General features: G+C 71.6%; 22 protein-coding genes. 5 read left to right on the plus strand and 17 right to left on the minus strand.

Annotated elements, in window-relative coordinates; genetic code table 11:
- Positions 1-960 carry a LysR substrate-binding domain-containing protein gene (locus tag ACZ4NB_RS10685; protein WP_467660089.1) on the minus strand — a complete coding sequence of 320 codons (960 nt, stop codon included), beginning with the start codon at positions 958-960 and terminating at the stop codon, positions 1-3.
- A 141-nt stretch (positions 961-1,101) separates the two neighbouring features.
- Between ACZ4NB_RS10685 and ACZ4NB_RS10690 the strand changes: the two genes are divergently transcribed.
- Positions 1,102-1,656, plus strand: coding sequence for a peroxiredoxin (locus ACZ4NB_RS10690; RefSeq protein WP_393489340.1), 555 nt, complete (start codon positions 1,102-1,104; stop codon positions 1,654-1,656).
- A gap of 5 nt (positions 1,657-1,661) precedes the next feature.
- A complete protein-coding gene (locus ACZ4NB_RS10695) occupies positions 1,662-2,195 on the plus strand; it encodes an alkyl hydroperoxide reductase (RefSeq protein ID WP_384432387.1) in 534 nt (177 codons plus the stop codon).
- Positions 2,196-2,306: 111 nt separating this feature from the next.
- Here the strand turns inward: ACZ4NB_RS10695 and ACZ4NB_RS10700 are convergent, their stop codons facing one another.
- From ACZ4NB_RS10700 to ACZ4NB_RS10715, 4 genes are all read right to left on the minus strand, one after another.
- Entirely contained in the window at positions 2,307-3,851 is a 1,545-nt protein-coding gene (locus ACZ4NB_RS10700; protein ID WP_467660092.1) for an AI-2E family transporter, read from the minus strand.
- A 126-nt stretch (positions 3,852-3,977) separates the two neighbouring features.
- Positions 3,978-4,679, minus strand: coding sequence for an aggregation-promoting factor C-terminal-like domain-containing protein (locus ACZ4NB_RS10705; protein WP_467660094.1), 702 nt, complete (start codon positions 4,677-4,679; stop codon positions 3,978-3,980).
- Between the two features lie 456 nt (positions 4,680-5,135).
- Positions 5,136-6,470: a PhoH family protein gene (locus ACZ4NB_RS10710; RefSeq protein ID WP_467660095.1), complete on the minus strand. Its 1,335-nt coding sequence runs from the start codon at positions 6,468-6,470 to the stop codon at positions 5,136-5,138.
- 521 nt (positions 6,471-6,991) lie between these two features.
- Positions 6,992-7,789 carry an isoprenyl transferase gene (locus ACZ4NB_RS10715; protein ID WP_393489352.1) on the minus strand — a complete coding sequence of 266 codons (798 nt, stop codon included), beginning with the start codon at positions 7,787-7,789 and terminating at the stop codon, positions 6,992-6,994.
- Between the two features lie 123 nt (positions 7,790-7,912).
- On the opposite strand from ACZ4NB_RS10715, the gene mgrA reads away from it, so the two are divergent.
- Positions 7,913-8,944 (plus strand): L-glyceraldehyde 3-phosphate reductase, encoded by a 1,032-nt coding sequence (gene mgrA, locus ACZ4NB_RS10720; RefSeq protein WP_467660096.1) that lies wholly within the window; start codon positions 7,913-7,915, stop codon positions 8,942-8,944.
- 211 nt (positions 8,945-9,155) lie between these two features.
- Here the strand turns inward: mgrA and ACZ4NB_RS10725 are convergent, their stop codons facing one another.
- Positions 9,156-9,881, minus strand: coding sequence for a prepilin peptidase (locus ACZ4NB_RS10725; protein WP_467660335.1), 726 nt, complete (start codon positions 9,879-9,881; stop codon positions 9,156-9,158).
- A gap of 90 nt (positions 9,882-9,971) precedes the next feature.
- On the opposite strand from ACZ4NB_RS10725, the gene ACZ4NB_RS10730 reads away from it, so the two are divergent.
- Positions 9,972-10,331: a DUF192 domain-containing protein gene (locus ACZ4NB_RS10730; protein WP_467660098.1), complete on the plus strand. Its 360-nt coding sequence runs from the start codon at positions 9,972-9,974 to the stop codon at positions 10,329-10,331.
- Between the two features lie 16 nt (positions 10,332-10,347).
- Here the strand turns inward: ACZ4NB_RS10730 and ACZ4NB_RS10735 are convergent, their stop codons facing one another.
- Complete coding sequence (locus ACZ4NB_RS10735) at positions 10,348-10,758, minus strand: ArsR/SmtB family transcription factor (protein ID WP_467660100.1); 411 nt, start codon at positions 10,756-10,758, stop codon at positions 10,348-10,350.
- A 127-nt stretch (positions 10,759-10,885) separates the two neighbouring features.
- Here ACZ4NB_RS10735 and ACZ4NB_RS10740 point away from each other — a divergent pair, with 127 nt between their 5' ends.
- A complete protein-coding gene (locus tag ACZ4NB_RS10740; RefSeq protein ID WP_467660102.1) occupies positions 10,886-12,139 on the plus strand; it encodes an MFS transporter in 1,254 nt (417 codons plus the stop codon).
- A 25-nt stretch (positions 12,140-12,164) separates the two neighbouring features.
- On the opposite strand, the gene ACZ4NB_RS10745 is transcribed toward ACZ4NB_RS10740, so the two are convergent.
- From ACZ4NB_RS10745 to ACZ4NB_RS10790, 10 genes are all read right to left on the minus strand, one after another.
- Positions 12,165-12,743: a TetR/AcrR family transcriptional regulator gene (locus tag ACZ4NB_RS10745; protein ID WP_467660103.1), complete on the minus strand. Its 579-nt coding sequence runs from the start codon at positions 12,741-12,743 to the stop codon at positions 12,165-12,167.
- Between the two features lie 539 nt (positions 12,744-13,282).
- Positions 13,283-13,924, minus strand: coding sequence for an OmpA family protein (locus ACZ4NB_RS10750; protein WP_467660105.1), 642 nt, complete (start codon positions 13,922-13,924; stop codon positions 13,283-13,285).
- A 13-nt stretch (positions 13,925-13,937) separates the two neighbouring features.
- Positions 13,938-14,525 (minus strand): hypothetical protein, encoded by a 588-nt coding sequence (locus tag ACZ4NB_RS10755; protein ID WP_467660106.1) that lies wholly within the window; start codon positions 14,523-14,525, stop codon positions 13,938-13,940.
- A 73-nt stretch (positions 14,526-14,598) separates the two neighbouring features.
- Entirely contained in the window at positions 14,599-15,297 is a 699-nt protein-coding gene (locus ACZ4NB_RS10760; protein ID WP_467660108.1) for a pilus assembly protein TadG-related protein, read from the minus strand.
- A 17-nt stretch (positions 15,298-15,314) separates the two neighbouring features.
- A complete protein-coding gene (locus ACZ4NB_RS10765; RefSeq protein WP_018089307.1) occupies positions 15,315-15,479 on the minus strand; it encodes a membrane protein in 165 nt (54 codons plus the stop codon).
- Between the two features lie 434 nt (positions 15,480-15,913).
- Positions 15,914-16,807: a DUF5936 domain-containing protein gene (locus tag ACZ4NB_RS10770; protein ID WP_467660110.1), complete on the minus strand. Its 894-nt coding sequence runs from the start codon at positions 16,805-16,807 to the stop codon at positions 15,914-15,916.
- A gap of 17 nt (positions 16,808-16,824) precedes the next feature.
- Positions 16,825-17,814 carry a type II secretion system F family protein gene (locus ACZ4NB_RS10775; RefSeq protein WP_467660111.1) on the minus strand — a complete coding sequence of 330 codons (990 nt, stop codon included), beginning with the start codon at positions 17,812-17,814 and terminating at the stop codon, positions 16,825-16,827.
- Complete coding sequence (locus ACZ4NB_RS10780) at positions 17,811-19,151, minus strand: CpaF family protein (protein ID WP_467660112.1); 1,341 nt, start codon at positions 19,149-19,151, stop codon at positions 17,811-17,813. The genes ACZ4NB_RS10775 and ACZ4NB_RS10780 overlap by 4 nt, the downstream gene beginning before the upstream one ends.
- Positions 19,148-19,666 carry a TadE family protein gene (locus ACZ4NB_RS10785; RefSeq protein ID WP_467660114.1) on the minus strand — a complete coding sequence of 173 codons (519 nt, stop codon included), beginning with the start codon at positions 19,664-19,666 and terminating at the stop codon, positions 19,148-19,150. The genes ACZ4NB_RS10780 and ACZ4NB_RS10785 overlap by 4 nt, the downstream gene beginning before the upstream one ends.
- Positions 19,663-20,046 carry a TadE/TadG family type IV pilus assembly protein gene (locus ACZ4NB_RS10790; RefSeq protein ID WP_467660116.1) on the minus strand — a complete coding sequence of 128 codons (384 nt, stop codon included), beginning with the start codon at positions 20,044-20,046 and terminating at the stop codon, positions 19,663-19,665. The genes ACZ4NB_RS10785 and ACZ4NB_RS10790 overlap by 4 nt, the downstream gene beginning before the upstream one ends.
- Position 20,047 lies beyond the last annotated feature (1 nt).

Genomic DNA, 20,047 nt, shown 5'->3' on the forward strand with positions numbered 1-20,047 from the left:
TCACCCCTTCACCATCCGCACCGGCAGCCCCCGCAGCGCCCCCCGCAGCGCCTGGGCGAACTGCTCGAACTCCTCCTGCCGGGCGGCGCCCGTGCGCATGGCCAGGGCGATCCGCCGGGACGGGGCCGGGTCGGCGAAGTAGCCGGTCGTGAGCTGGTCGTTGCGGGCGGTCTCCACGCGGAGCGCGGTGCGCGGGAGCAGGGTCACGCCCAGCCCGCCGGCCGCCAGCTGCACCAGCGTGGACAGGCCCGCCGCGCTCGTCGTCACGGGGGTGTTCTCGTCCCGCCCCGCCTCGCGGCAGATGTCCAGGGCCTGGTCGCGCAGGCAGTGGCCCTCGTCGAGCAGCAGCAGGTCCAGTTCCTGGAGGGCCTGGCGGGGGATGTCGCCGCGGCCGCCGAGCCAGTGCTCCTTGGGCGCGACCAGGACGAAGTCCTCGTCGAAGAGCGGGAGTTCGGTGACCTGGGGGACGCCGAGGGGGACGGCCAGCAGGAGCAGGTCGAGGCGGCCGTGGGCCAGGCCGTCCAGGAGGGAGGCGGTCTGCTCCTCGTGCACCTGGAGGTCCAGGTCGGGGTAGGCGTCGTGGACCAGGCGCAGTACGGCCGGCAGGAGGTACGGCGCGACGGTCGGGATGACGCCGAGGCGCAGCACTCCCGTGAAGGGGGCGCGGGCCGCCTCCGCCTCCTCCAGCAGATCGCCGACGGCCTCCAGGACCACTCGGGCGCGGGCGGCCACCCGCTCCCCCGCCGGGGAGAGCAGCACCTTGCGGGTCGTACGCTCCAGGAGCTGCACACCCAGCGCCTCCTCCAGCGCCGAGACGGCACCGGACAGCGCGGGCTGGCTCATGCCGATCTCGGCCGCCGCCTCACGGAAGTGCAGATGCTCGGCCACCGCGGCGAACGCCCGCAGCTGGGCCAGGCTGGGCTGGCGGGGCCGGCCGCTCTGACTCGCCGGTGAAGCCACTGATAACCACCTCCGATCAACATCAACCAGTCTAGCTATTTCCCTGATCAATGCCAGCTGTGTCAGGGTGGCAATCGTCCAAGCCTCAAAGAAAAGACTGAAAGACCCCACAAGGGACTTTCTGCGCAACAAGGAGAGCCTGTGCTCACTGTCGGTGACAAGTTCCCCGAGTTCGACCTCACTGCCTGCGTCTCGCTGGAGAAGGGCAAGGAGTTCGAGCAGATCAACCACAAGACCTACGAGGGCAAGTGGAAGATCGTCTTCGCATGGCCCAAGGACTTCACCTTCGTGTGCCCGACCGAGATCGCGGCCTTCGGCAAGCTGAACGACGAGTTCGCCGACCGTGACGCCCAGATCCTCGGCTTCTCCGGCGACTCCGAGTTCGTGCACCACGCCTGGCGCAAGGACCACCCGGACCTGACCGACCTGCCCTTCCCGATGCTCGCCGACTCCAAGCACGAGCTCATGCGCGACCTGGGCATCGAGGGCGAGGACGGCTTCGCGCAGCGCGCCGTCTTCATCGTCGACCAGAACAACGAGATCCAGTTCACGATGGTGACCGCCGGCTCCGTCGGCCGTAACCCCAAGGAGGTCCTGCGGGTCCTCGACGCCCTCCAGACGGACGAGCTGTGCCCGTGCAACTGGAGCAAGGGCGAGGACACCCTCGACCCGGTCTCCCTGCTGGCCGGTGAGTGACACCCATGGCTCTCGATGACCTGAAGTCCGCCGTTCCGGACTACGCCAAGGACCTGAAGCTGAACCTCGGTTCGGTGATCGGCAACAGCGACCTGCCGCAGCAGCAGCTGTGGGGCACGGTGCTCGCCTGCGCGATCGCCTCGCGCTCGCCGAAGGTGCTGCGCGAGCTGGAGCCCGAGGCGAAGGCGAACCTCTCCGCCGAGGCGTACACCGCCGCCAAGTCGGCCGCCGCCATCATGGCGATGAACAACGTCTTCTACCGGACCCGGCACCTGCTGTCGGACCCGGAGTACGGCACCCTGCGCGCCGGTCTGCGGATGAACGTCATCGGCAACCCGGGCGTGGACAAGGTCGACTTCGAGCTGTGGTCGCTGGCCGTCTCGGCCATCAACGGCTGCGGTATGTGCCTGGACTCGCACGAGCAGGTGCTGCGCAAGGCCGGTGTGGACCGCGAGACGATCCAGGAGGCCGTCAAGATCGCGTCCGTCCTGCAGGCCGTCGGCGCCACGCTGGACGCCGAGGCCGCGCTCGCCGAGTAGTCGGCAACGCCACGCTCATACGGAACCCCGCGGGACACGCTGTGTGTCCCGCGGGGTTCCGCGTATGCGGACCGTCCCGCCCCGGCCGGGCGCCCGGCCGGCTCCGGTGGCTCAGCCGCCGGACTCCTCGGGCGCGCGCCTCACCGGGGGCGGCGTCGGGGCCACACCGATCGCGGTGGCTCCGCGGGGCGCCACCGACATCCGCACCGCCTGCTCCCGCGAGTACGACCGCAGATAGCCGACGACGGTGTTGGTGACCGCCACCAGGGGGACGGCGACGACCGCGCCGCCGATGCCCGCGACCAGTCCGCCCGCGGCGACCGACAGGATCACCGCCAGCGGATGGACCCGCACCGCCCGGCCCAGGATGAACGGCTGCAGGACGTGGCCCTCGATCTGCTGGACGGCCAGGACCACCGCCAGCACCATCAGGGCCTGGAAGACGCCCTGGGTCACCAGCGCGACGACGCACGCCAGCGCGCCCGAGACCACCGCACCGACCAGCGGGATGAAGGCGAACAGGAAGATGAACACGGCGAGCGGGACGGCCAGCGGCACATTGAGGAAGTACAGGCCGATGCCGATGAAGATGGCGTCGATGAGCGCGACGATGACCGTGCCGCGCACATAGGCCGTCAGGGTCCGCCAGGCCCGCGGCCCGGCGCCCGCCACGCCCTCGCGGGCCGCGCCCGGGACCAGCTTGAGCACCCACTCCCAGATCCGCCGCCCGTCGTAGAGCAGGAAGAGCGTGGTGAACATCGCCAGCAGGATGCCGGTGAACACCTCAAGGACGACGGTGACGCCCTCCAGTCCGGCCGTGGTGATCGCCTCGGTGTTGGCGCCGATCGCGTCCTGCAGGTTCTTGGCGATGCTGTTGATCTGACTCTCGGTCACATGGAACGGGCTCTTCAGCAGCCAGCCCTTGAGCTCGGTGATGCCCTCCTGGATGCGGCTGGACACCGAGTCGATGTTGTCCTGGACCTGCCACACCACGAACCAGCCGACCAGGCCCATGATGACGAAGCCGCCGATGAAGGTCAGCGCGGTCGCCGGCCCGCGCGGCAGCCCGCGCCCGCGCAGCCAGCCCACCGTCGGCTGCAACAGCGCGGTGATCAGCATCGCCGCGACGAACGACAGCACGACCAGCTCGATGCTGGTGATGACGCGCGCCAGCACCCACAGCGTGGCCGCCAGCACCAGCAGCCGCCAGCCCACCTCGGCGGCGACCCGTACGCCCCACGGCACGGCGGCCACCGGGTCGGGGCGGGCCGCGACGGCCGGGGCGTAGGCCGGCGGCGCGGGCACCGACTCCGGCGGGCGCGGGGCGGCGACCGGCGGCTCGGGGTCGGGCTCGACGCCCGGGTGCGGCACGCCGTCCGCCGGCTCCGGTGCCTGCCGCGCCGGGCGGGTGGCGATGAGCGTGCCCACCGGGCCGTCACCGGCCGGTGAGCCGTTGGCCGGTGAGCCGTTGGCGGGCGAACCGTTGGCCGGCGACCCGTTGGCCGGGCGCGCCTCAGCGCGCTCGGCACGCCTCAGCTCCTCCGTGTCCCCGGCAGCCGCCGCGGCCTCCGCGCGGCGGCGTTGCTCCTCCAGCCGCTGCGAGAGCCGCGTCAGACCGGCGCCGAGGCCACCGACCCACTGAGGCAATCTGGACATGTCCCTTCCTCTTCCCCTCCCACGCACCACACACTGACGGCACGACGTTACCTGTGCGGGATGCGCGAAACCCCCGACGCGGTCGCGTTCGGGGGTTTCGGATGTGCCGTGGTGCGGCCGGCGGGCCTAGTACCAGTTGTTGGCCTGCCAGAACGACCAGGCGCCGCAGGGGCTGCCGTAGCGGTCGTTCATGTAGTTCAGGCCCCACTTGATCTGGGTCGCCGGGTTCGTCTGCCAGTCGGAGCCGGCCGAGGCCATCTTGGAGCCGGGCAGCGCCTGGACCAGCCCGTAGGCGCCCGAGGAGGCGTTGGTGGCCTGGTAGTTCCAGCCGGACTCATGGTCCACTATGTTGCTGAAGCACTGGAACTGGTCACCCGCCACCATCTGGCGTGCGATGGCCTGCGTGTCGGCGATGGAGTACGAGCTCTTGCCGACGAGGTCGCCGAGGTCGTCGCGCGCGTCGGAGCGGGACGCGGCCAGCTCCTTCTTCTTGCGCGCGTCGGCTTCCTTTTTGGCCTTCGCCTCGTCCGCGGCGTCCTTCTTGCTCTGTGCGGTCTCCGCGGCTGCCTTGCGGGCGGCTTCCTGTGCGGACTTCAGGGCTGCCGCGTCCGCCTGGGTGGACTGGTCGTCCGCCTGCTGCGTCAGGGAAGCCGTCTGCACCTGCGCCTGAGCGCCCGCGGGGATGTCGGCGATCGTCGCATCGGCAGCGGTGGCCTCGGCGTTGCCGACCGAAGCGGGCTGTCCTGCGGCGACGCCGACGACGGCGCCGACGGTGGTGACCGCGGTGGCGGATGCCACGGCGAATCCCCGGACCGAGATCCGGCTCACACGTTTTCCTTCCAGCATCGCCCGCTTAGGTGACCTCGCGGACGCAATCGTGCCCCTGGCGCTGGCCTCCCCTTGTTCCGGCCCCTGTTGAGCGGGCGGGACCGGCTGGTCACGGGAGGCACTGGCCCGGTACGTCCCCCTCGGGGTCCGCGTGGTGCTTTCGGGCGGCATACGACGACTCGCTATGAAGTTCGTGGATTTACACCTCCCCCGGTCTCACGTTCGCTCGACCGGAGGCACCCCGAAGGGTGTGTGTGCCGTATGCGGGGCCTGACAGGACCCAGACTCTGCCCGAACGACACACCGGGAATCAATTCCCGGCCGGGTGTGAAAGCTCACACCTTGTTTGCCGCCAAGGATTTCCGGATATCCGCACGCAGCAGAACGCCGCCCGGCTAAGCTCCTTCGCTCCACCGGGCGGCGCGCCCCTACAGAGGGTCAGATTCGGACAATCGGTCAGATCTGGCCGTCCTCCAGCATTTCGGTCACCAGTGCCGCAATCGGCGAACGCTCCGAGCGGTTCAGCGTGACATGCGCGAAGAGCGGGTGCCCCTTCAGCTTCTCGACGACCGCGACCACTCCGTCGTGCCGCCCGACCCGGAGGTTGTCGCGCTGGGCGACGTCATGCGTCAGCACCACCCGGGAGTTGGCCCCGATCCGGGACAGAACCGTCAAAAGCACATTCCGCTCAAGGGACTGGGCCTCGTCCACGATGACGAACGCGTCGTGCAGCGACCGCCCGCGGATGTGGGTCAGCGGCAGCACCTCCAGCATGCCGCGCCCCACCACCTCCTCGACGACGTCCTTGGTGGTCACCGCGGACAGCGTGTCGAAGACGGCCTGCGCCCAGGGGCTCATCTTCTCCGCCTCGCTGCCCGGCAGATAGCCCAGCTCCTGCCCGCCGACGGCGTACAGCGGGCGGAACACCATCACCTTGCGGTGCTGCCGGCGCTCCAACACCGCCTCCAGGCCCGCGCACAGCGCCAGCGCCGACTTGCCCGTACCGGCCCGGCCGCCCATCGAGACGATGCCGACGTCGGGGTCGAGCAGCAGATCCAGCGCGATCCGCTGTTCGGCGCTGCGGCCGTGGATGCCGAACGCCTCCCGGTCGCCGCGCACCAGCCGGACCGCGCCCTCCGCGGTGACCCGGCCGAGCGCCCGGCCGCGCTCGGACTGGAGCACGAGTCCGGTATGCACCGGAAGTTCGGAGGCTCCCGGTACGTACGCGGTCTCGTCGGCGAAGAGGTCGTCCACCTGGTCCGCGGGGACGGTCAGCTCGGCCATGCCCGTCCAGCCGGAGTCGGTGATCGCCAGTTCGGCGCGGTACTCCTCGGCCAGCAGGCCCACCGAGGACGCCTTGATGCGCATCGGCAGGTCCTTGGAGACGACCGTGACGTCGAACCCCTCGGCCTGGAGGTTGCGGGCGACGGCGAGGATCCGCGAGTCGTTGTCGCCGTAGCGGTGGCCGTTGAGGAAGGCCGCCGGCAGGACCCCTGGGTCGGAGTGGTTCAGTTCGACCCGGAGCGTCCCGCCGAGCTCCCCGATGGGGATGGGCGCGTCCAGCCGCCCGAACTGGACTCGGTACTCGTCCAGCAGCCGCAGCGCCTGCCGGGCGAAGTAGCCGAGCTCGGGATGGTGCCGTTTGGCTTCCAACTCCGTGACCACCACGACCGGCAGCACGACCTCGTGCTCGTCGAAGCGGGCCATGGCGCCTGGATCCGCCAGCAGCACACTGGTGTCGAGGACATAAGTGCGCCGGTCGTTCTCACGGCGCTGCTTGCTGTTCACCACGGGTGGACGAACCCCCTCGGATGAGGTTGGGGTGCGACGGCGTCGCGGGGCGGTGTGCTCCCGGAGGGCGAAGCCCCCGGGACCCCCGGCCATCTTGTGACCGGACCGGGCTCTGGCCACGACGTGCGGGCCGAGCGCCGGCCCTTCGCGTCGCCCGTGCGGTGCGCACGGCTCTCCGTGATGTGCAAAGGGCCTCCCGGGCGGACGGCCCCATGCCGTCCGCTGAGATGCGGCGCCCGATGGCTTGTTCCGGACGCCGACCTGGAAGGGATATTCCCTCGAACCCCCGCCCCCATGCCACGGCATATGACGCACGGGCGATGAACCTTTGGTTACGCCTGATCACCAGGGAGAGCGGAGTCCACCAGGGTGACCGCCAGGAGAGGGTGCGTCAGAAGTGCCCCCGGCGCGGGTCCGTGGCGGTCCCGTGGCCGGGCGGCCCGGAGCCGCCTCACGCGACGCCGGGCATTCGCGTCATACACCCCGGGACGCGACATACGCCCCGGAACGGGCCGTATGCCCTAGAAGCCGTAGCGGCGGTGCCGGGCCGCGTAGTCGCGCAGCGCGCGCAGGAAGTCGACCTTCCGGAAGGCCGGCCAGAAGACCTCGCAGAAGTAGTACTCCGAATGGGCGCTCTGCCACAGCATGAAGCCCGACAGCCGCTGCTCGCCGCTGGTGCGGATCACCAGGTCCGGGTCCGGCTGGCCGCGGGTGTAGAGGTGCTCGGAGATCAGGTCGATGTCGACGATCTCGGCCAGTTCCTCGAAGGAGGTGCCGCGCTCGGCGTGGTCCAGCAGCAGCGACCGCACCGCGTCCGCGATCTCCTGCCGGCCGCCGTAGCCCACGGCCACGTTCACCAGAATGCCGCTGTTGTCGACGGTGGCCTGCTCGGACTCCTTGAGCACCTTCTGGGTGGCCTCGGGGAGCAGGTCCCGGTTGCCCACGTGGTGCACCCGCCAGCGGCCGTCGGCGGCCAGATCGCGCACGGTGTTCTCGATGATGCCCAGCAGCGGGGTCAGCTCGGCCTCGGGCCGGTCGAGGTTGTCCGTCGACAGCAGCCAGAGCGTGACGACCTCGACGTCGGTCTCCTCGCACCAGCCCAGCAGTTCACCGATCTTGGCGGCACCCGCCTGGTGGCCCTGTTCGGTCGTCCGCCCGTCGGCCCGCGCCCAGCGGCGGTTGCCGTCGAGGATGACGCCGATGTGCTTGGGCACCTGGGCGTGGTCCAGGCGGCCCTCCACCCGTCGCGCGTACAGCCGGTAGACCAGATTGCGCAGTGCAGGCGGATACGGGATGCGCACCCCGGAAGATCGCAGCATGTGTGGTCCAGCCCCTCCGTGCCGAATGGCGGTCGCCCCGTCGCCTCAAGTGGGCAACTTTACTTCTCGGCTGTCACAACAGCCCAATCAGGTATGTCACAGGTACGTGATAGGGAGATGAGTATGACTGGCACCGACTACCGCGCCGCGGATTCCCGCTACGACTCGATGAAGTATCGGCGAACGGGCCGCAGCGGACTCAAACTCCCCGCGGTCTCCCTTGGACTCTGGCACAACTTCGGGGACGACCGCACCCTGAGCTCCCAGCGCGCCATCCTGCGCCGGGCCTTCGACCTGGGCGTCACCCACTTCGATCTGGCCAACAACTACGGTCCGCCACCCGGGTCGGCCGAGCTGAACTTCGGAAAGATCTTCGCGCAGGACTTCCGCGGCCACCGCGACGAGATGATTCTCTCGACGAAGGCCGGATATCTGATGCACCCGGGCCCCTACGGCGAATGGGGTTCGCGGAAATACCTCCTCTCGTCACTGGATGCGTCGCTGAAGCGGATGGGTGTCGATTACGTCGATATCTTCTACTCGCACCGTTTCGATCCGGACACTCCGCTGGAGGAGACGATGGGCGCGCTGGCGTCCGCGGTCCAGCAGGGCAAGGCGCTGTACGCCGGGGTGTCCTCCTACAACGCGGAGCAGACCCGTACGGCGGCCGGCATCCTGCGCGACATGGGCGTCCCCGCGCTGATCCACCAGCCCTCGTACTCGATGATCAACCGCTGGATCGAGGACGACCTGCTGCTGGACACCCTTGAGGACGAGGGCATGGGCTGCATCTCCTTCGCTCCACTGGCGCAGGGCATGCTCACCGACAAGTACCTGCACGGCATCCCCGAGGGCTCCCGGGCCTCCCTGGGCAAGTCCCTGGACCCGAACCTGCTCTCCGACGAGGTCGTACGACGCCTGCGCGGCCTGAACGACATCGCCGCCCGCCGCGGCCAGTCCCTGGCCCAGCTCGCCCTCGGCTGGGTGCTGCGCGACGACCGGATGACCTCCGCCCTCATCGGCGCCAGCAGCGTCGCCCAGTTGGAGGCCAATATCGCTGCCCTCGACGCCCCCAAGATCACCGACGCCGAACTGACCGAGATCGACCAGTTCGCGAAGACGACGGACGGTGTGAACATCTGGGCCCGACGCTAGGGCCTGTCCGACCCTGACCCACCGGACAGGCCACTGGGGGCGCGGAAACAAAAGCGGGCCGGTCCGTGGGGGGGATACGGACCGGCCCGAGGGGGGGTTTCCACCATAACCCCGCGAAGGGTGTGCTGCGTGCACCGGCGCGCGCCGCGGCGTGGCGCAGATCACTCCGGCGTATGCGGGCGGCTGCGCGCGGGACGGGCGCGGGGGTGGGTCAGCCGGCCGCGGCGGCGCCCAGCAGCAGCCCGCCGAACGCCCCGAGGATCATGAAGGGCCCGAGTGGCATGGCCGTTTTGCGGGCGCCGGGTCGGACGAGCAGCAGCCCCGCCCCGTAGAGCGCGCCGATCAGCACCCCCGCCGCGCCGCCGGTGACGAGGGTGCGCCAGCCGTACCACCCAAGGGCGACCCCCAGTCCGGCCGCCAGCTTGACGTCCCCCAGCCCGATGCCCGACGGGTTGACCACGTAGAGCAGGAGGTAGCACGCGGCGAGGAGCAGCCCGGCGAGCAGCGCCCGCCGCCAGGCCCCGGTCTCCCCCGTCAGCAGGCCGACCAGCCCCAGCGCCCCCGCCAGGACCACCACGAGCGGCAGCGTCAGCGCGTCCGGGAGGCGCCGCACCCGCCAGTCGACGATCGTCATCAGCACCGCGACCGGCGCCGTCACCAGCCAGGCGGCGAGTTCCGGCCGGGGCCCGGTGGCCGCCGCCAGGGCCGCGCAGACCGCGGCGGTGGCCGCCGCCGTCGGCAGCGCCCCGGGGCCGTACGCCCCGCACCGCGCACAGCGCCCCCGCCCCAGCCAGCCGCGTGCCGCCCCCGTGATCGGATGCCCGCCGGGGCAGGCCGCGCGCCACTCCTGCTCGGGCTCGACGGCCATCCGGTGGACGGGCCGCGGTATGAGCAGTCCGGCCGCGGCCCCGTAAGCGGCGGCGAGAACCATCAGCATCAGTGCCACCCGCCGACCTTAGAGCGTGTCCGGCGGCCCGCACCCCTCAAGGGTGGGCCGGGCCCCGGGGGAGCTGATAGAACGCTGCGCATGGCGCGTTGGGAGAACGGACCGGGGATGCTGCACGGCGCGGACACCGGCATTCCGGTGGAGATCGCGGCGTCCTATCGCGCCCGTACCCGCGGCCTGCTGGGCCGCGACGGCGTCGAGGGGGCGCTGCTGCTGACCCCGGCGAGCGGTGTGCACACCTTCCGGATGCGGTTCGCGATCGATGTCGCCTATCTGGGGCGGGACTTCACGGTGCTGGCCGTACGCACCATGCGGCCGGGCCGGCTGGGCCGCCCCCGCCTGCGCGCCCGGCACGTCCTGGAGGCGGAGGCCGGCGCGATGTCCCGGTGGGGCCTGCGTCCCGGCCTGCGCCTGACCGTCGAGGCCGCCGGCCCGCGCTGACCGCCGCGCCGCGCGCTCACTCCCGCCAGTCGGCGACCAGGGCCAGCAGGCCGGGGAACCGGGCCTGGAGATCGTCGACCCGGACATGGCTGCGCCGCTCCAGCCCGTACTGCCGCTGACGGATCAGACCGGCCTCCCGCAGGGCCCGGAAGTGGTGGGTCAGCGAGGACTTGGGCCGGTCGAGGCCGAACCAGCCGCAGGTGTGGTCGAAGTCCTCCGACTCCAGCAGCAGCGTGCGCACGATGCGCAGCCGCAGCGGATCGCTCAGCGCGCCCATGACGGACTCCAGCCGCAGCGCCTCGCGGGCCGGCTCCGGCAGCGGATCGGGCGCGTCGGGCGGAACGGGCCGCCGGAGCGCGGCGATATCGAGCCGGACCGCGCCGCTCTCCTCCGCCTCGTCGGTCCGTGCCGCTGTCCTGGACGACATCCGGCGCTCCTCCCTCTCGACCACCTACCGCTAGTACGACTTGCATCGTACTGCCAATGCCTGTACGAATCTCCTCGTACTGCTTGTACGAATCATCTCGTACAGTCTGGATGAGGAGGGGACCCCCATGCCCGAAACCCGCACCGCGCCGCCGGCCCGGACCGCGACACCGCCCGCACTCGCACCCGCACCCGCACCGCCGCCCGTCCGCGAGGTCTGGTTCGCCGCCTGGCCGGTGGCCGCGATCTTCACCCTGTCGAACGCGGCGATGCCGCTGTACGGGGTGTGGCAGCGCCAACTGGGCTTCGGCTCCGGCACCTTGACGCTGGTCTACGCCGCCTACGTGGTCGGGCTGCTCGGCGCGCTGCTGGTGGCGGGCGCGGCCTCGGACCGCCTCGGCCGCAAGCCGGTGCTGATCCCCGCGCTCCTGCTGGCCGTCATCGCCTGCCTCGGCTACGCCACCGCGCCCTCGGTGGCCGCGCTGGCCGCCGCCCGGCTGCTGACCGGCGCGGCCACCGGCGCGGCCGTCTCCGCCGGGATGGCCGCGGTCACCGACCTCGCGGCCGGCCGCCGGATCGGCCCGCTGCTGGCCTCCACCGCGATGGTGCTGGGCGCCGGGATCGGCCCCGTCCTGGCCGGGGTGCTGTCGCAGACCGCGCCCGCGCCGACCGTCACCGTCTTCGCCGTCGAAGCGGCCCTGCTGGCCTCGGCGTTGGCGGTGGTGGTCAGGATGCCGCTGCCGCGACGGCGACCGGGGGCCGACACCGGGACCGCCCGCCCGCGGTCCTGGGTGCGCCTGCCGGCGGTCCCGCGCGACAACCGCCGCCATCTCGCCCTGGGACTCGCGGCGTTCGCCCCCGGCATCAGCGCCACCGCCTTCGTGCTGTCGCTCGGGCCGTCCCTGCTGGCCGGACTCCTCGGTACGGCGAACCGCGCACTGGCGGGCGGACTGGCGCTGGTGATGTTCCTGGCGGCCGCCGGTGTGCAGTTCGCGGTACGGCGCCTGACGGTCCGTACGGTGCTGCTGACGTCCGGCGCGGCCACCATCGCCGGCACCCTGGCCCTGGTCGCCGCCGTGCACACCGCCACCCTCCCGCCGCTGGTCGCCGCGGTGGTGCTGGCCGGCGCGGGGCAGGGGGCGGGCCAGCTGGGCGGCCTGACCCTGCTCAGCCGCGAGGTCCCGGCGGCCCGCCGCGCGGAGGCCAACGCGGGCCTGAACGCCGGGGGTTACCTCCTCGCCGGCGTCCTCCCGGTAGCCGACGGCTACCTCGGCGACGCCATCGGCCTCCCGGCGGCCGCCACCGCCTTCGGCCTCGTGGTGGCCGCACTCGCCGCGGCGGGCGCGCTCCTGGTGACCGTACGGGGCGCGGACGCCGGGTGAGGGGGTACGGTGCGGGCCGGCCCGCTCAGACCGCGGTCAGCGCCGCGTCCGCGACGCTCTGCAGCGCCGCGCGGTCGACCCCGGCACGGGCCGAGACCCGCAGCCCGCCGATCGTGGCGATGACCAGGTGCGCGAGGGTGCGGGGGTCCTTGTCCGGCGCGATGTCGCCGTCGCGCTGGCCGGACTCGATCACGGCGCGGATCGCCTCCAGCCGTACGCCGTAGTCCCGCTCCAGCGAGGCCGCGACCGACGGATCGTGGGCCGACACCTCGACACAGGTGTTGACGACCAGGCAGCCGCGGCCGTCCGCGTACGCGGCCTCGTCGTCGATCACCCGCTGGAGCAGCGCGCGGAGCTTCGGCCGCGCGGGCAGCTCGCCCTCCAGCAGCTCCAACAGCTCGCCGTTCTTGAACTCCATATAGCGGGCCAGGGCCCGCTCGAAGAGGTCGTGCTTGCTCTTGAAGGTGTTGTAGATGCTGCTGCGGCCCAGTCCTGTGGCGTCGCACAGGTCCTGGGTGGAGGTCGCCTCATAGCCGGCGACCCAGAACGCGTTCATCGCCGCGTCGACGGCCCGCGCCTCGTCGAACTTCCTGGGTCGCGCCATGGGGGCATTTTAGCAGATATTGGATCGTTCAGTCCAAATAACCGCTGCGCTTGGGGTTGCTTCCCACGTTTCGCTGCGCTTGGCCCGCCTCCCACGTTTTTGGCTTTCCCGCCGTGAGAGTTTCTCGCCGTTGCGCCTGCGGCGGGCTGGAGCCGCTGCGCGGGGCTGTTCGGGTGCCGGTGTCGGTCCGGAGGGGTAGGGGTTCCGGACTGCTTCGCTTTACGTCCGGAACCCCTACCCCTCCGGCCCGCCCCCTCCCGTGGGTGGGTGGGAAAAAACCGTGGGGGTGAACGTCAGCCTTCGTGCGCGCGCGGTCGACGGATCAGGCCCGCCCCCACCGGCCTCCCCAACCCCCACCCACGGGAGGGGACAGACCGTAGGACGAAGTCCGTAGGGCTGTCACCGCACCCGACAAACCCACGCCCGCCGCTGGGGGTACCTCCCACGCCCTTTAGGCAGTGGGGGAGCAACGGCGAACAACCACCACGGCGGGAAAGCCGACAACGTGGGAGGCGGGCAAAGCGCAGCGAAACGTGGGATCAGCCTGGCCCACCGGCCCGAGGAAAGCTCACTTCCACCCGGCGGTTTTTCTTGCGGCCCTCCTCCGTGGAGTTGTCCGCGATGGGGTACTGCTCGCCGTAGCCGCGGATCTGGAAGGCGACGGACGAGCCGAGGTCCTTGGCCAGTTCCTGCTGGACCGCGTTGGCGCGCTTACGGGAGAGCGTCAGGCCGTGGCTCGCCGAGCCCAGGTTGTCGGTGAAGCCGAAGACCCGCAGGCTCGTGGCGTGCTGGCGCCTGATCTCCGTGGCGATGGTGGCGATCCGCGACAGCGCGTCCGGCGACAGCTCGGCGCTGTCCTTGCCGAAGAGGACCTCGGCCTGGAGCGCGAAGGTCACGTTGTCGTTGGTGTCCTGCCGGCGCTCGGAGCCGTCGTCGGTCTCGACGATGGACTTGATGTTGAGGACCTTGGAGGGGGCGAGCCTGGCCCCCTGGACCATCCGCAGATCGGGGTCGCCGGGGTCGATGCGGACCGGGGGGCTGGAGTCCTCGGTCACGCCCGGCGGGTCGGCGTGGGCGGCGGGGGCCGTGAGCACCACGGTCAGCAGCAGGGCGACGGCGGCGGTGACGGCCGTACGGGCGCGGGGCGCACGCGGGGTCCGGGGCAGCTGGGTCACGGTCATCGGCGCGGCCCGCTCAGTCCGTGATCTGGACGCTGGCCGGCGGCATGGTCGGCAGCTGGAAGTCGACCTCGGTCACCTTGGCGGGCGGCGCCGGGAACTGCGCGAATATCGGGCGGCTGGCGCCCGGCATCAGACCGCTCAGCCCGGTCGTGCACAGGCACTCGCCATTGGTGTCGCGCAGCACCAGATACCGCTTCTTGCCCGCCTTGTCGACGAGGGTGGCTCCGGAGATGGAGGAGCGGGAGCGCAGCTCGGTCTCGTTGGAGCGCCAGTCGATGGCGTTGAAGGCGCGGCTGCCGTGGTTGGTGACCGTGCCGTTGACGGTGACGAAGCCTCCGGAGTCCCGAACGACGGAGTTGAGCGTGACCACCACGCCGTCGGGGCCCTTCATCTCGCCGATCACCTTGGCGGAGTCGGCCGCGGGCGTGCCGGGGCCGCTGTCCTTGGGGGCGTGGCTGCGGGCCGGCGGCTTCTTGTCGTCGGTCGCCCGCGAACCGCCGTCACCGCCGCCACCACAGCCGGCCACGACGAGCGCCAGGCCGACAGCGCTCGCCATGGCGACCGCTCCCCTGGCGGTCTTCGTGGTGCGCCGAATGCTCATGGATGCGATTCCTTCGATCGTCGTGTGGTCGGTCGGGTCGGTGCGGTGGCGGTCGGGGCGGTGCGGGGCGGGCTCAGCGGGCCAGGCGTACGGAGAACAGGTCGGCGGCGTCGGGGAGATCCTGGAGGTTCTCGGGGTCGAGCGTCCATCCCTTGCCGTCGCAGGTGATCTTGATGGCGGTGGGCTCGGGGGCGTCCTTGCCGTCCTTGCCCTTCCCTCCTGGGTCGTCGGCTGCCTTGCCCGGCTTGTCGGGTGTGCCGCCGTCGTCCTCGGCCGGGTCGAGGGTGCAGCGCGGTCCGACGACGGAGGTCGCCCCGGCCGACGCGTGCTTGCTCTCGGTGCCGGGGATGACCGAACGGCCCACGGTGTCGCTGGTCTTGATGGTGACGGCGAACGAGGTGGGCCAGGAGTCCGGCGTGCAGGAGGCGACCTCGGCGCCGTTGCGGCCGGCGAACCAGTCCGCGCTCGCGCAGGCCCCCTCGGAGGGGGCCCCGCGCCCGTTCAGCAGGTCCTCCCAGGCAGCCCGGTCGCTGTCGTACCGCCCGTCGCGGAGGCCGTCGAGCACGCCCTTGGTGAGCAGTTCGCGGTATTTCTGGCCGGCGGCGAGCGCGGCCGCGTCGGCGGCGGTCTGCGCGCCGTTTCGGGTGGCCGCCGCCTGGCCCACGGCGAAGAACGCCAGCGCGAGAAAGAGCAGGCCCCCGACCGCGACGATGTAGAGCGGAAAGGCCTGCCCGGCGTCGCGCCGGCTGCGGCGCGTGATCGTGGCCGTCACGGCGGCGGTGGAAGTGCCTAGATACCGACGACGTCGGAGATCTTGTTGGCGATGGCGTTGGCGATCTGACTGCCGAAGTCCGTGGTCGACAGGACCAGGACGATCGCCACGACCACCGCGATGATGCCGAGGTACTCGATCGAGGTCTGTCCCCGGTCGTTCCCCAAAATCCGCTTCGCCATCGAATTCCCCTCCATGGGCGGCCGTACCGCTCTGGTCCGGCTGGTCTGCCCCCGTGGTGTCGGCGCGTTCGTCCGCGCTCGTGACACGAGAAAAGTACGCCGGAACAGCGTTCCCGGAACAGGGATTCCGAACCCCTTCCTCTGCAAAGGGCGCGGGCAACGGACACAACGGCGCGAATTGGCCACTCAGCCGCACCCTGTCCACCCCCGCTCCCCCTTCGGGACACTGCCCCGCTCCGATGCCCATACGGGCCGGCGGTCCGCGGCGCACCGCGGTGCGGCCCCGGCCGCCGGCCCACCCACTGTGGCACAACTCGTTGCTCCTGCGAAGGTGTTGTCGAGAAGCGCACGGCGAACCGTACGCATCCGGCCGGGTACGGGGCGCTGCCGCCGGGCGCACCCGCCGCGTCCGGTGCAGGGCGGGTGCGGCACGGTCAGTCGCCCATCAAGGAGCCGAAGTTGGTGCCCGAGCCGAGGAAGAAACCGGCGATGAGCAGGATCATCGTGGCCGGGACCATGAAGGTGGTGACGACCATGGTGGCCTTGGGGACCGCGCGGGCGGCCCGCCGCCGGGCGTTCTGGGCGTCGGTGCGCCGCATGTCGTTCGCGATCTGGATCAGGGTCTCGACGATGGGCGCGCCCAGCTCCTCACCCTGCTGCAGGGCGGTGACGAACTGGGCGACCTGTTCCGAGTCGTTGCGTTTGCGCAGTTCCTCGAAGGCGGCGCGGCGGCTGACGCCCATGTCCATCTGCCGGAGCGTGATGCGGAGTTCATCGGCCCAGGGCCCCTCGTACTTCTCCGCGACACGGTCCAGTGCCTGGCGGAAGCTCAGGCCGGCGCTGACGACGACGGCCAGCACGTCCAGAAAGTCCGGAAGGGTGCGTTCGATGGTGTCCTTGCGCTGGCGGATCGCGGCCCAGATGCCGACCTCGTTCCAGAAGAGGCCGAAGAGCACCATCAGGACGCCGAGAACCGGCTGGCCGCGCAGGAACATCACCAGCGCGCCGAAGAAGCCGAGGGCGCCGTAGACGGCACGGCGGGCGGCGTAGCGGTCGACGGTCAGCCCGCCGGGGTTGCCGGCCAGGTCGATGCGGCGGCGGATGCGGGCGGTGCGCTTGTCGCCCATCAGGCGCAGCACGAGCGGTGCGTAGCGCATACCGGCCCGGTCCACGGCCGAGCCGACCGCCGTCGTACGGGTCGAGCCGACCTCCAGCGACAGCGCCAGGTCGGGCGGCAGCCTGGCCTCGCGGCGGTAGAGGGCGATACCGCAGCAGATACCGACGACCGAGAGCGCCAGCGCCGCGGCCAGCACCATTCCGATTCCCATACCGGCTTCCGTTCCCGTTAGACGTCGATCTTGGACAGACGGCGGATGAAGAAGAAGCCGAGGCCGTAGAGGGCGAAGGCCACCACGACCGCGAGCTGGCCGAGGAACGACGAGGTCATCCGGTCGATGGCGCCGGGGGCGATCCGGTTCATCAGCAGCAGGGTGCCGATGCCGAGCAGCGGGACCACATAGGCGGTGACGACCACCTGGGAGAGCTGGGTGCGGACCTCGCGGCGGGTCTCCTTGCGCTCCTCCAGGGTCTTGGTGAGGTTGCGCAGCGAGCCGACGACCGTGCCGCCGGCGCGGTTGGCGAGCACCAAGGTGGTGACCAGGACGACGAGTTCGCGGGAGGGCAGGCGCTCGGCCAGCTCGCCGAGCGCCTCGTCGATGGAGTGGCCGACGGAGAGCTTGTCGGAGACCTTGGCCAGCTCCTCGCCGGCCGGGGCCTCCAGCTCCTCGGCCGCCATGCCCAGCGCCGTACGCAGCGCCAGTCCGGCCTGGGTGGCGTTGGCGAGGATCCGGGAGAGCTCGGGCAGCTGGTTGATGAACTTCTCGATGCGCTTCTGGCGCTGCCAGTTGAGGAAGGCGAACGCCGCCCAGACCGCGACGAGTGCGGCGATCGGCCCGAAGAAGGGGGCGAGCACGGCCTGGGCGATCAGCCACAGGGCGAGGACGGCGGTGAGCATGCCGACGAAGAACTCGCCGGGGGTGACGTCCAGGCCGGTGGCGGCCAGCCGCAGTTCGAGGCGCCGGCCGAAGCGGGTGCCGCGCAGTGTGCGGTCCACGGACGGGAAGCGGCGCCGCCGTCCGGCCACCGGCAGCCCGTGGTCGTCGTCGAGCCGGTCGACGATGGCCTGCCGCTGGGCGCGGCCGGCCGCGTAGGTGCGGACGCCGGCGATCGCGAGCACCCCGCACAGCAGCGTGGCCCCGATGGTGAGCTGGGCGAGGGGCGGCCCGGCGGCCGTGATCGGCCCCCCGGCGGCGGTGGTCAGGGCCCAGCCGGTCATGAGGTGGCCTTCCGGGTGGCGAGTTGGTCGTCGGTGGCCGCGACGCCGAAGGCGGGCGGGGTGGGCTCGCTCGCCATGAAGAGGCGTTCGGCGACCCGGCGGGGCAGCGGGAAGTAGCGGAAGCGGCCGTGCACGATGCGGTCGGCGCCCATCGGCTGGGCCTCGAAGCGGCAGACCGTGGTGATCCGGTAGTCCTCGTGGCCGCGTGAGTCGAGGATGGCGATCTCGCTGATCCGGCGGGAGCCGTCGGCGTGCCGGGTGAGCTGGACCAGGCAGTCGACGGCGGAGTTGATCTGGTCCCGCAGCGCCTCGAAGGGGATCTTGACGTCCGACATCGAGGCCAGCGTCTGCAGCCGCATCAGGGCGTCCTCGGCGCTGTTGGCGTGGACGGTGGCGAGCGAGCCGTCGTGGCCGGTGGACATCGCCTGGAGCATGTCGAGGGTCTCGCCGCCGCGCACCTCGCCGACGATGATGCGGTCGGGGCGCATGCGCAGGGAGTTGCGCACCAGGTCGCGGATGGTGATCCGGCCCTTGCCCTCCACGTTGGGCGGCCGGGACTCCAGCCGGATGACGTGGGACTGCTGGAGCTGGAGTTCGGCGGCGTCCTCGACGGTGATGATCCGCTCCCCGTCGGGGATCAGTCCGGAGAGCGCGTTGAGCAGGGTGGTCTTGCCGGCGCCGGTCGCACCGGAGACCACCACGTTGAACTTGGCGCGGACCAGCCCGGCCAGCAGCATCAGCATCTGCTCGTCGAGCGTGCCCATGCCGATGAGCTCGGCCAGGGTGTAGGCGCGCGGGAAGCGGCGGATGGTGAGCGTGGCACCGTTCAGGGCGAGCGGCGGGATGATGACGTTGACCCGCTCGCCGGACGGCAGGCGGGCGTCGACCATCGGGTTGGACTCGTCCACGCGGCGGTTGACGGTGGAGACGATCCGCTCGATGGTCTGCATCAGCTGCTCGTGGGAGGCGAAGCGCACCGGGACCAGCTCGACCCGGCCGGAGCGTTCGACGTAGACCTGGTCCGGGCCGTTGACCATGATCTCGGTGATCGAGGCGTCCTCCAGCAGCGGCTCCAGGACCCCGAGGCCGAGCGCCTCGTCGACCACCCGGCGGATGAGCTGGGAGCGTTCGGCCGTCGACAGCACCGGGCCCTCGCGGCTGATGATGTGGCCCAGCACGCGCTCCAGCCGCGAGCGGCGCTCGGCCGCGGCCAGCGAGGACATCTCGGCGAGGTCGATCTCCTCCAGCAGCTTGGCCCGATAGACGGCGACCATCGTGCTGTCCTGGCGCGCCTCACCGGCGGGTTCGGGTGCGACGATCCGGGCTTTCAGACTCATCGCAGGGGTGCTCCTTGTGCTCCTTGTGCTTCGGGTGCGGCCGGCACTGCTGGAACTCCTTCGTGCAGACGCGCTGCGCCGGGTGTCTCGGGGCGGGGCATGGTGGCGCTGCGGCTGGCGGAGCCGAAGTCGACGCCGGGGATGAGGGAGGGGATCCGTACGGTCGCGGTCGCCCGGACCGCGTCGCCCCCGCCGCCCACGGTGATCGACGCGCCGTCGGCGACCCAGCCGGTCATCGCGGCCCGGCCGGCGGTCTGCGGATCGCTCTCGCGGTCGGCCCGGTCCATCGAGGCGGTACGGGCCGCGGCGCGCGCTCCGGTGCCGGCCTGCTGCACGGCGTACGCCGCCAGGCCCAGCTGGACCACGGCCAGCGCGACCAGCAGCAGGATCGGCAGGAAGCCGAGGAACTCGATGGACGCCTGGCCCCGGTCGCGGCCGTGGCCGCGCAGCCGGGCGGGGACGCGCGGGCGGCGGCGGGGGGTGCCGGGGCGGCCGGGGGTGCGTGCGGCGCTCATCCTCGGTCCTCCTTCGCGGCGCCGGCCGTGCCGGTGACCGTCCACGGAAAGTCGCCCGCACCGGGGAAGAGCACCGGGACCTTGATCCGGACCGTGGCCTTCCACAGACCGGACCCGGTGCCGCAGGAGGTCGAGGCCCCGGCCCGCCAGGCGGACGGGAGCTGCTCCTCGGCGGCGGTGCGGCAGGCGCCCGCGCCACCGCCCTCCGTGGCGGTGGCGGCCCGCGCGCCCCGGTCGGCGGAGTGCGCGGCGAGCGAGTAGGTGTACCCGACCAGCACGAACTGCCACACCAGGACGAGCACCAGCAGGATCAGCGGGAGCAGCCCCAGGAACTCCACGGAGACCTGCCCGCGGTCGTTGCCGCCCAGGGGGCGCCGCACC

This window comes from Streptomyces sp. NPDC026575 (assembly GCF_055567415.1).

Coding starts and splice junctions, on each gene's coding strand:
- ACZ4NB_RS10695 (WP_384432387.1), top strand. CDS start 1,662: ATGGCTCTCGATGACCTGAAGTCCGCCGTTCCGGACTACGCCAAGGAC.
- ACZ4NB_RS10700 (WP_467660092.1), bottom strand. CDS start 3,851: ATGTCCAGATTGCCTCAGTGGGTCGGTGGCCTCGGCGCCGGTCTGACG.
- ACZ4NB_RS10715 (WP_393489352.1), bottom strand. CDS start 7,789: ATGCTGCGATCTTCCGGGGTGCGCATCCCGTATCCGCCTGCACTGCGC.
- mgrA (WP_467660096.1), top strand. CDS start 7,913: ATGACTGGCACCGACTACCGCGCCGCGGATTCCCGCTACGACTCGATG.
- ACZ4NB_RS10725 (WP_467660335.1), bottom strand. CDS start 9,881: ATGCTGATGGTTCTCGCCGCCGCTTACGGGGCCGCGGCCGGACTGCTC.
- ACZ4NB_RS10730 (WP_467660098.1), top strand. CDS start 9,972: ATGGCGCGTTGGGAGAACGGACCGGGGATGCTGCACGGCGCGGACACC.
- ACZ4NB_RS10735 (WP_467660100.1), bottom strand. CDS start 10,758: ATGTCGTCCAGGACAGCGGCACGGACCGACGAGGCGGAGGAGAGCGGC.
- ACZ4NB_RS10740 (WP_467660102.1), top strand. CDS start 10,886: ATGCCCGAAACCCGCACCGCGCCGCCGGCCCGGACCGCGACACCGCCC.
- ACZ4NB_RS10745 (WP_467660103.1), bottom strand. CDS start 12,743: ATGGCGCGACCCAGGAAGTTCGACGAGGCGCGGGCCGTCGACGCGGCG.
- ACZ4NB_RS10750 (WP_467660105.1), bottom strand. CDS start 13,924: ATGACCGTGACCCAGCTGCCCCGGACCCCGCGTGCGCCCCGCGCCCGT.
- ACZ4NB_RS10755 (WP_467660106.1), bottom strand. CDS start 14,525: ATGAGCATTCGGCGCACCACGAAGACCGCCAGGGGAGCGGTCGCCATG.
- ACZ4NB_RS10765 (WP_018089307.1), bottom strand. CDS start 15,479: ATGGCGAAGCGGATTTTGGGGAACGACCGGGGACAGACCTCGATCGAG.
- ACZ4NB_RS10770 (WP_467660110.1), bottom strand. CDS start 16,807: ATGGGAATCGGAATGGTGCTGGCCGCGGCGCTGGCGCTCTCGGTCGTC.
- ACZ4NB_RS10775 (WP_467660111.1), bottom strand. CDS start 17,814: ATGACCGGCTGGGCCCTGACCACCGCCGCCGGGGGGCCGATCACGGCC.
- ACZ4NB_RS10780 (WP_467660112.1), bottom strand. CDS start 19,151: ATGAGTCTGAAAGCCCGGATCGTCGCACCCGAACCCGCCGGTGAGGCG.
- ACZ4NB_RS10785 (WP_467660114.1), bottom strand. CDS start 19,666: ATGAGCGCCGCACGCACCCCCGGCCGCCCCGGCACCCCCCGCCGCCGC.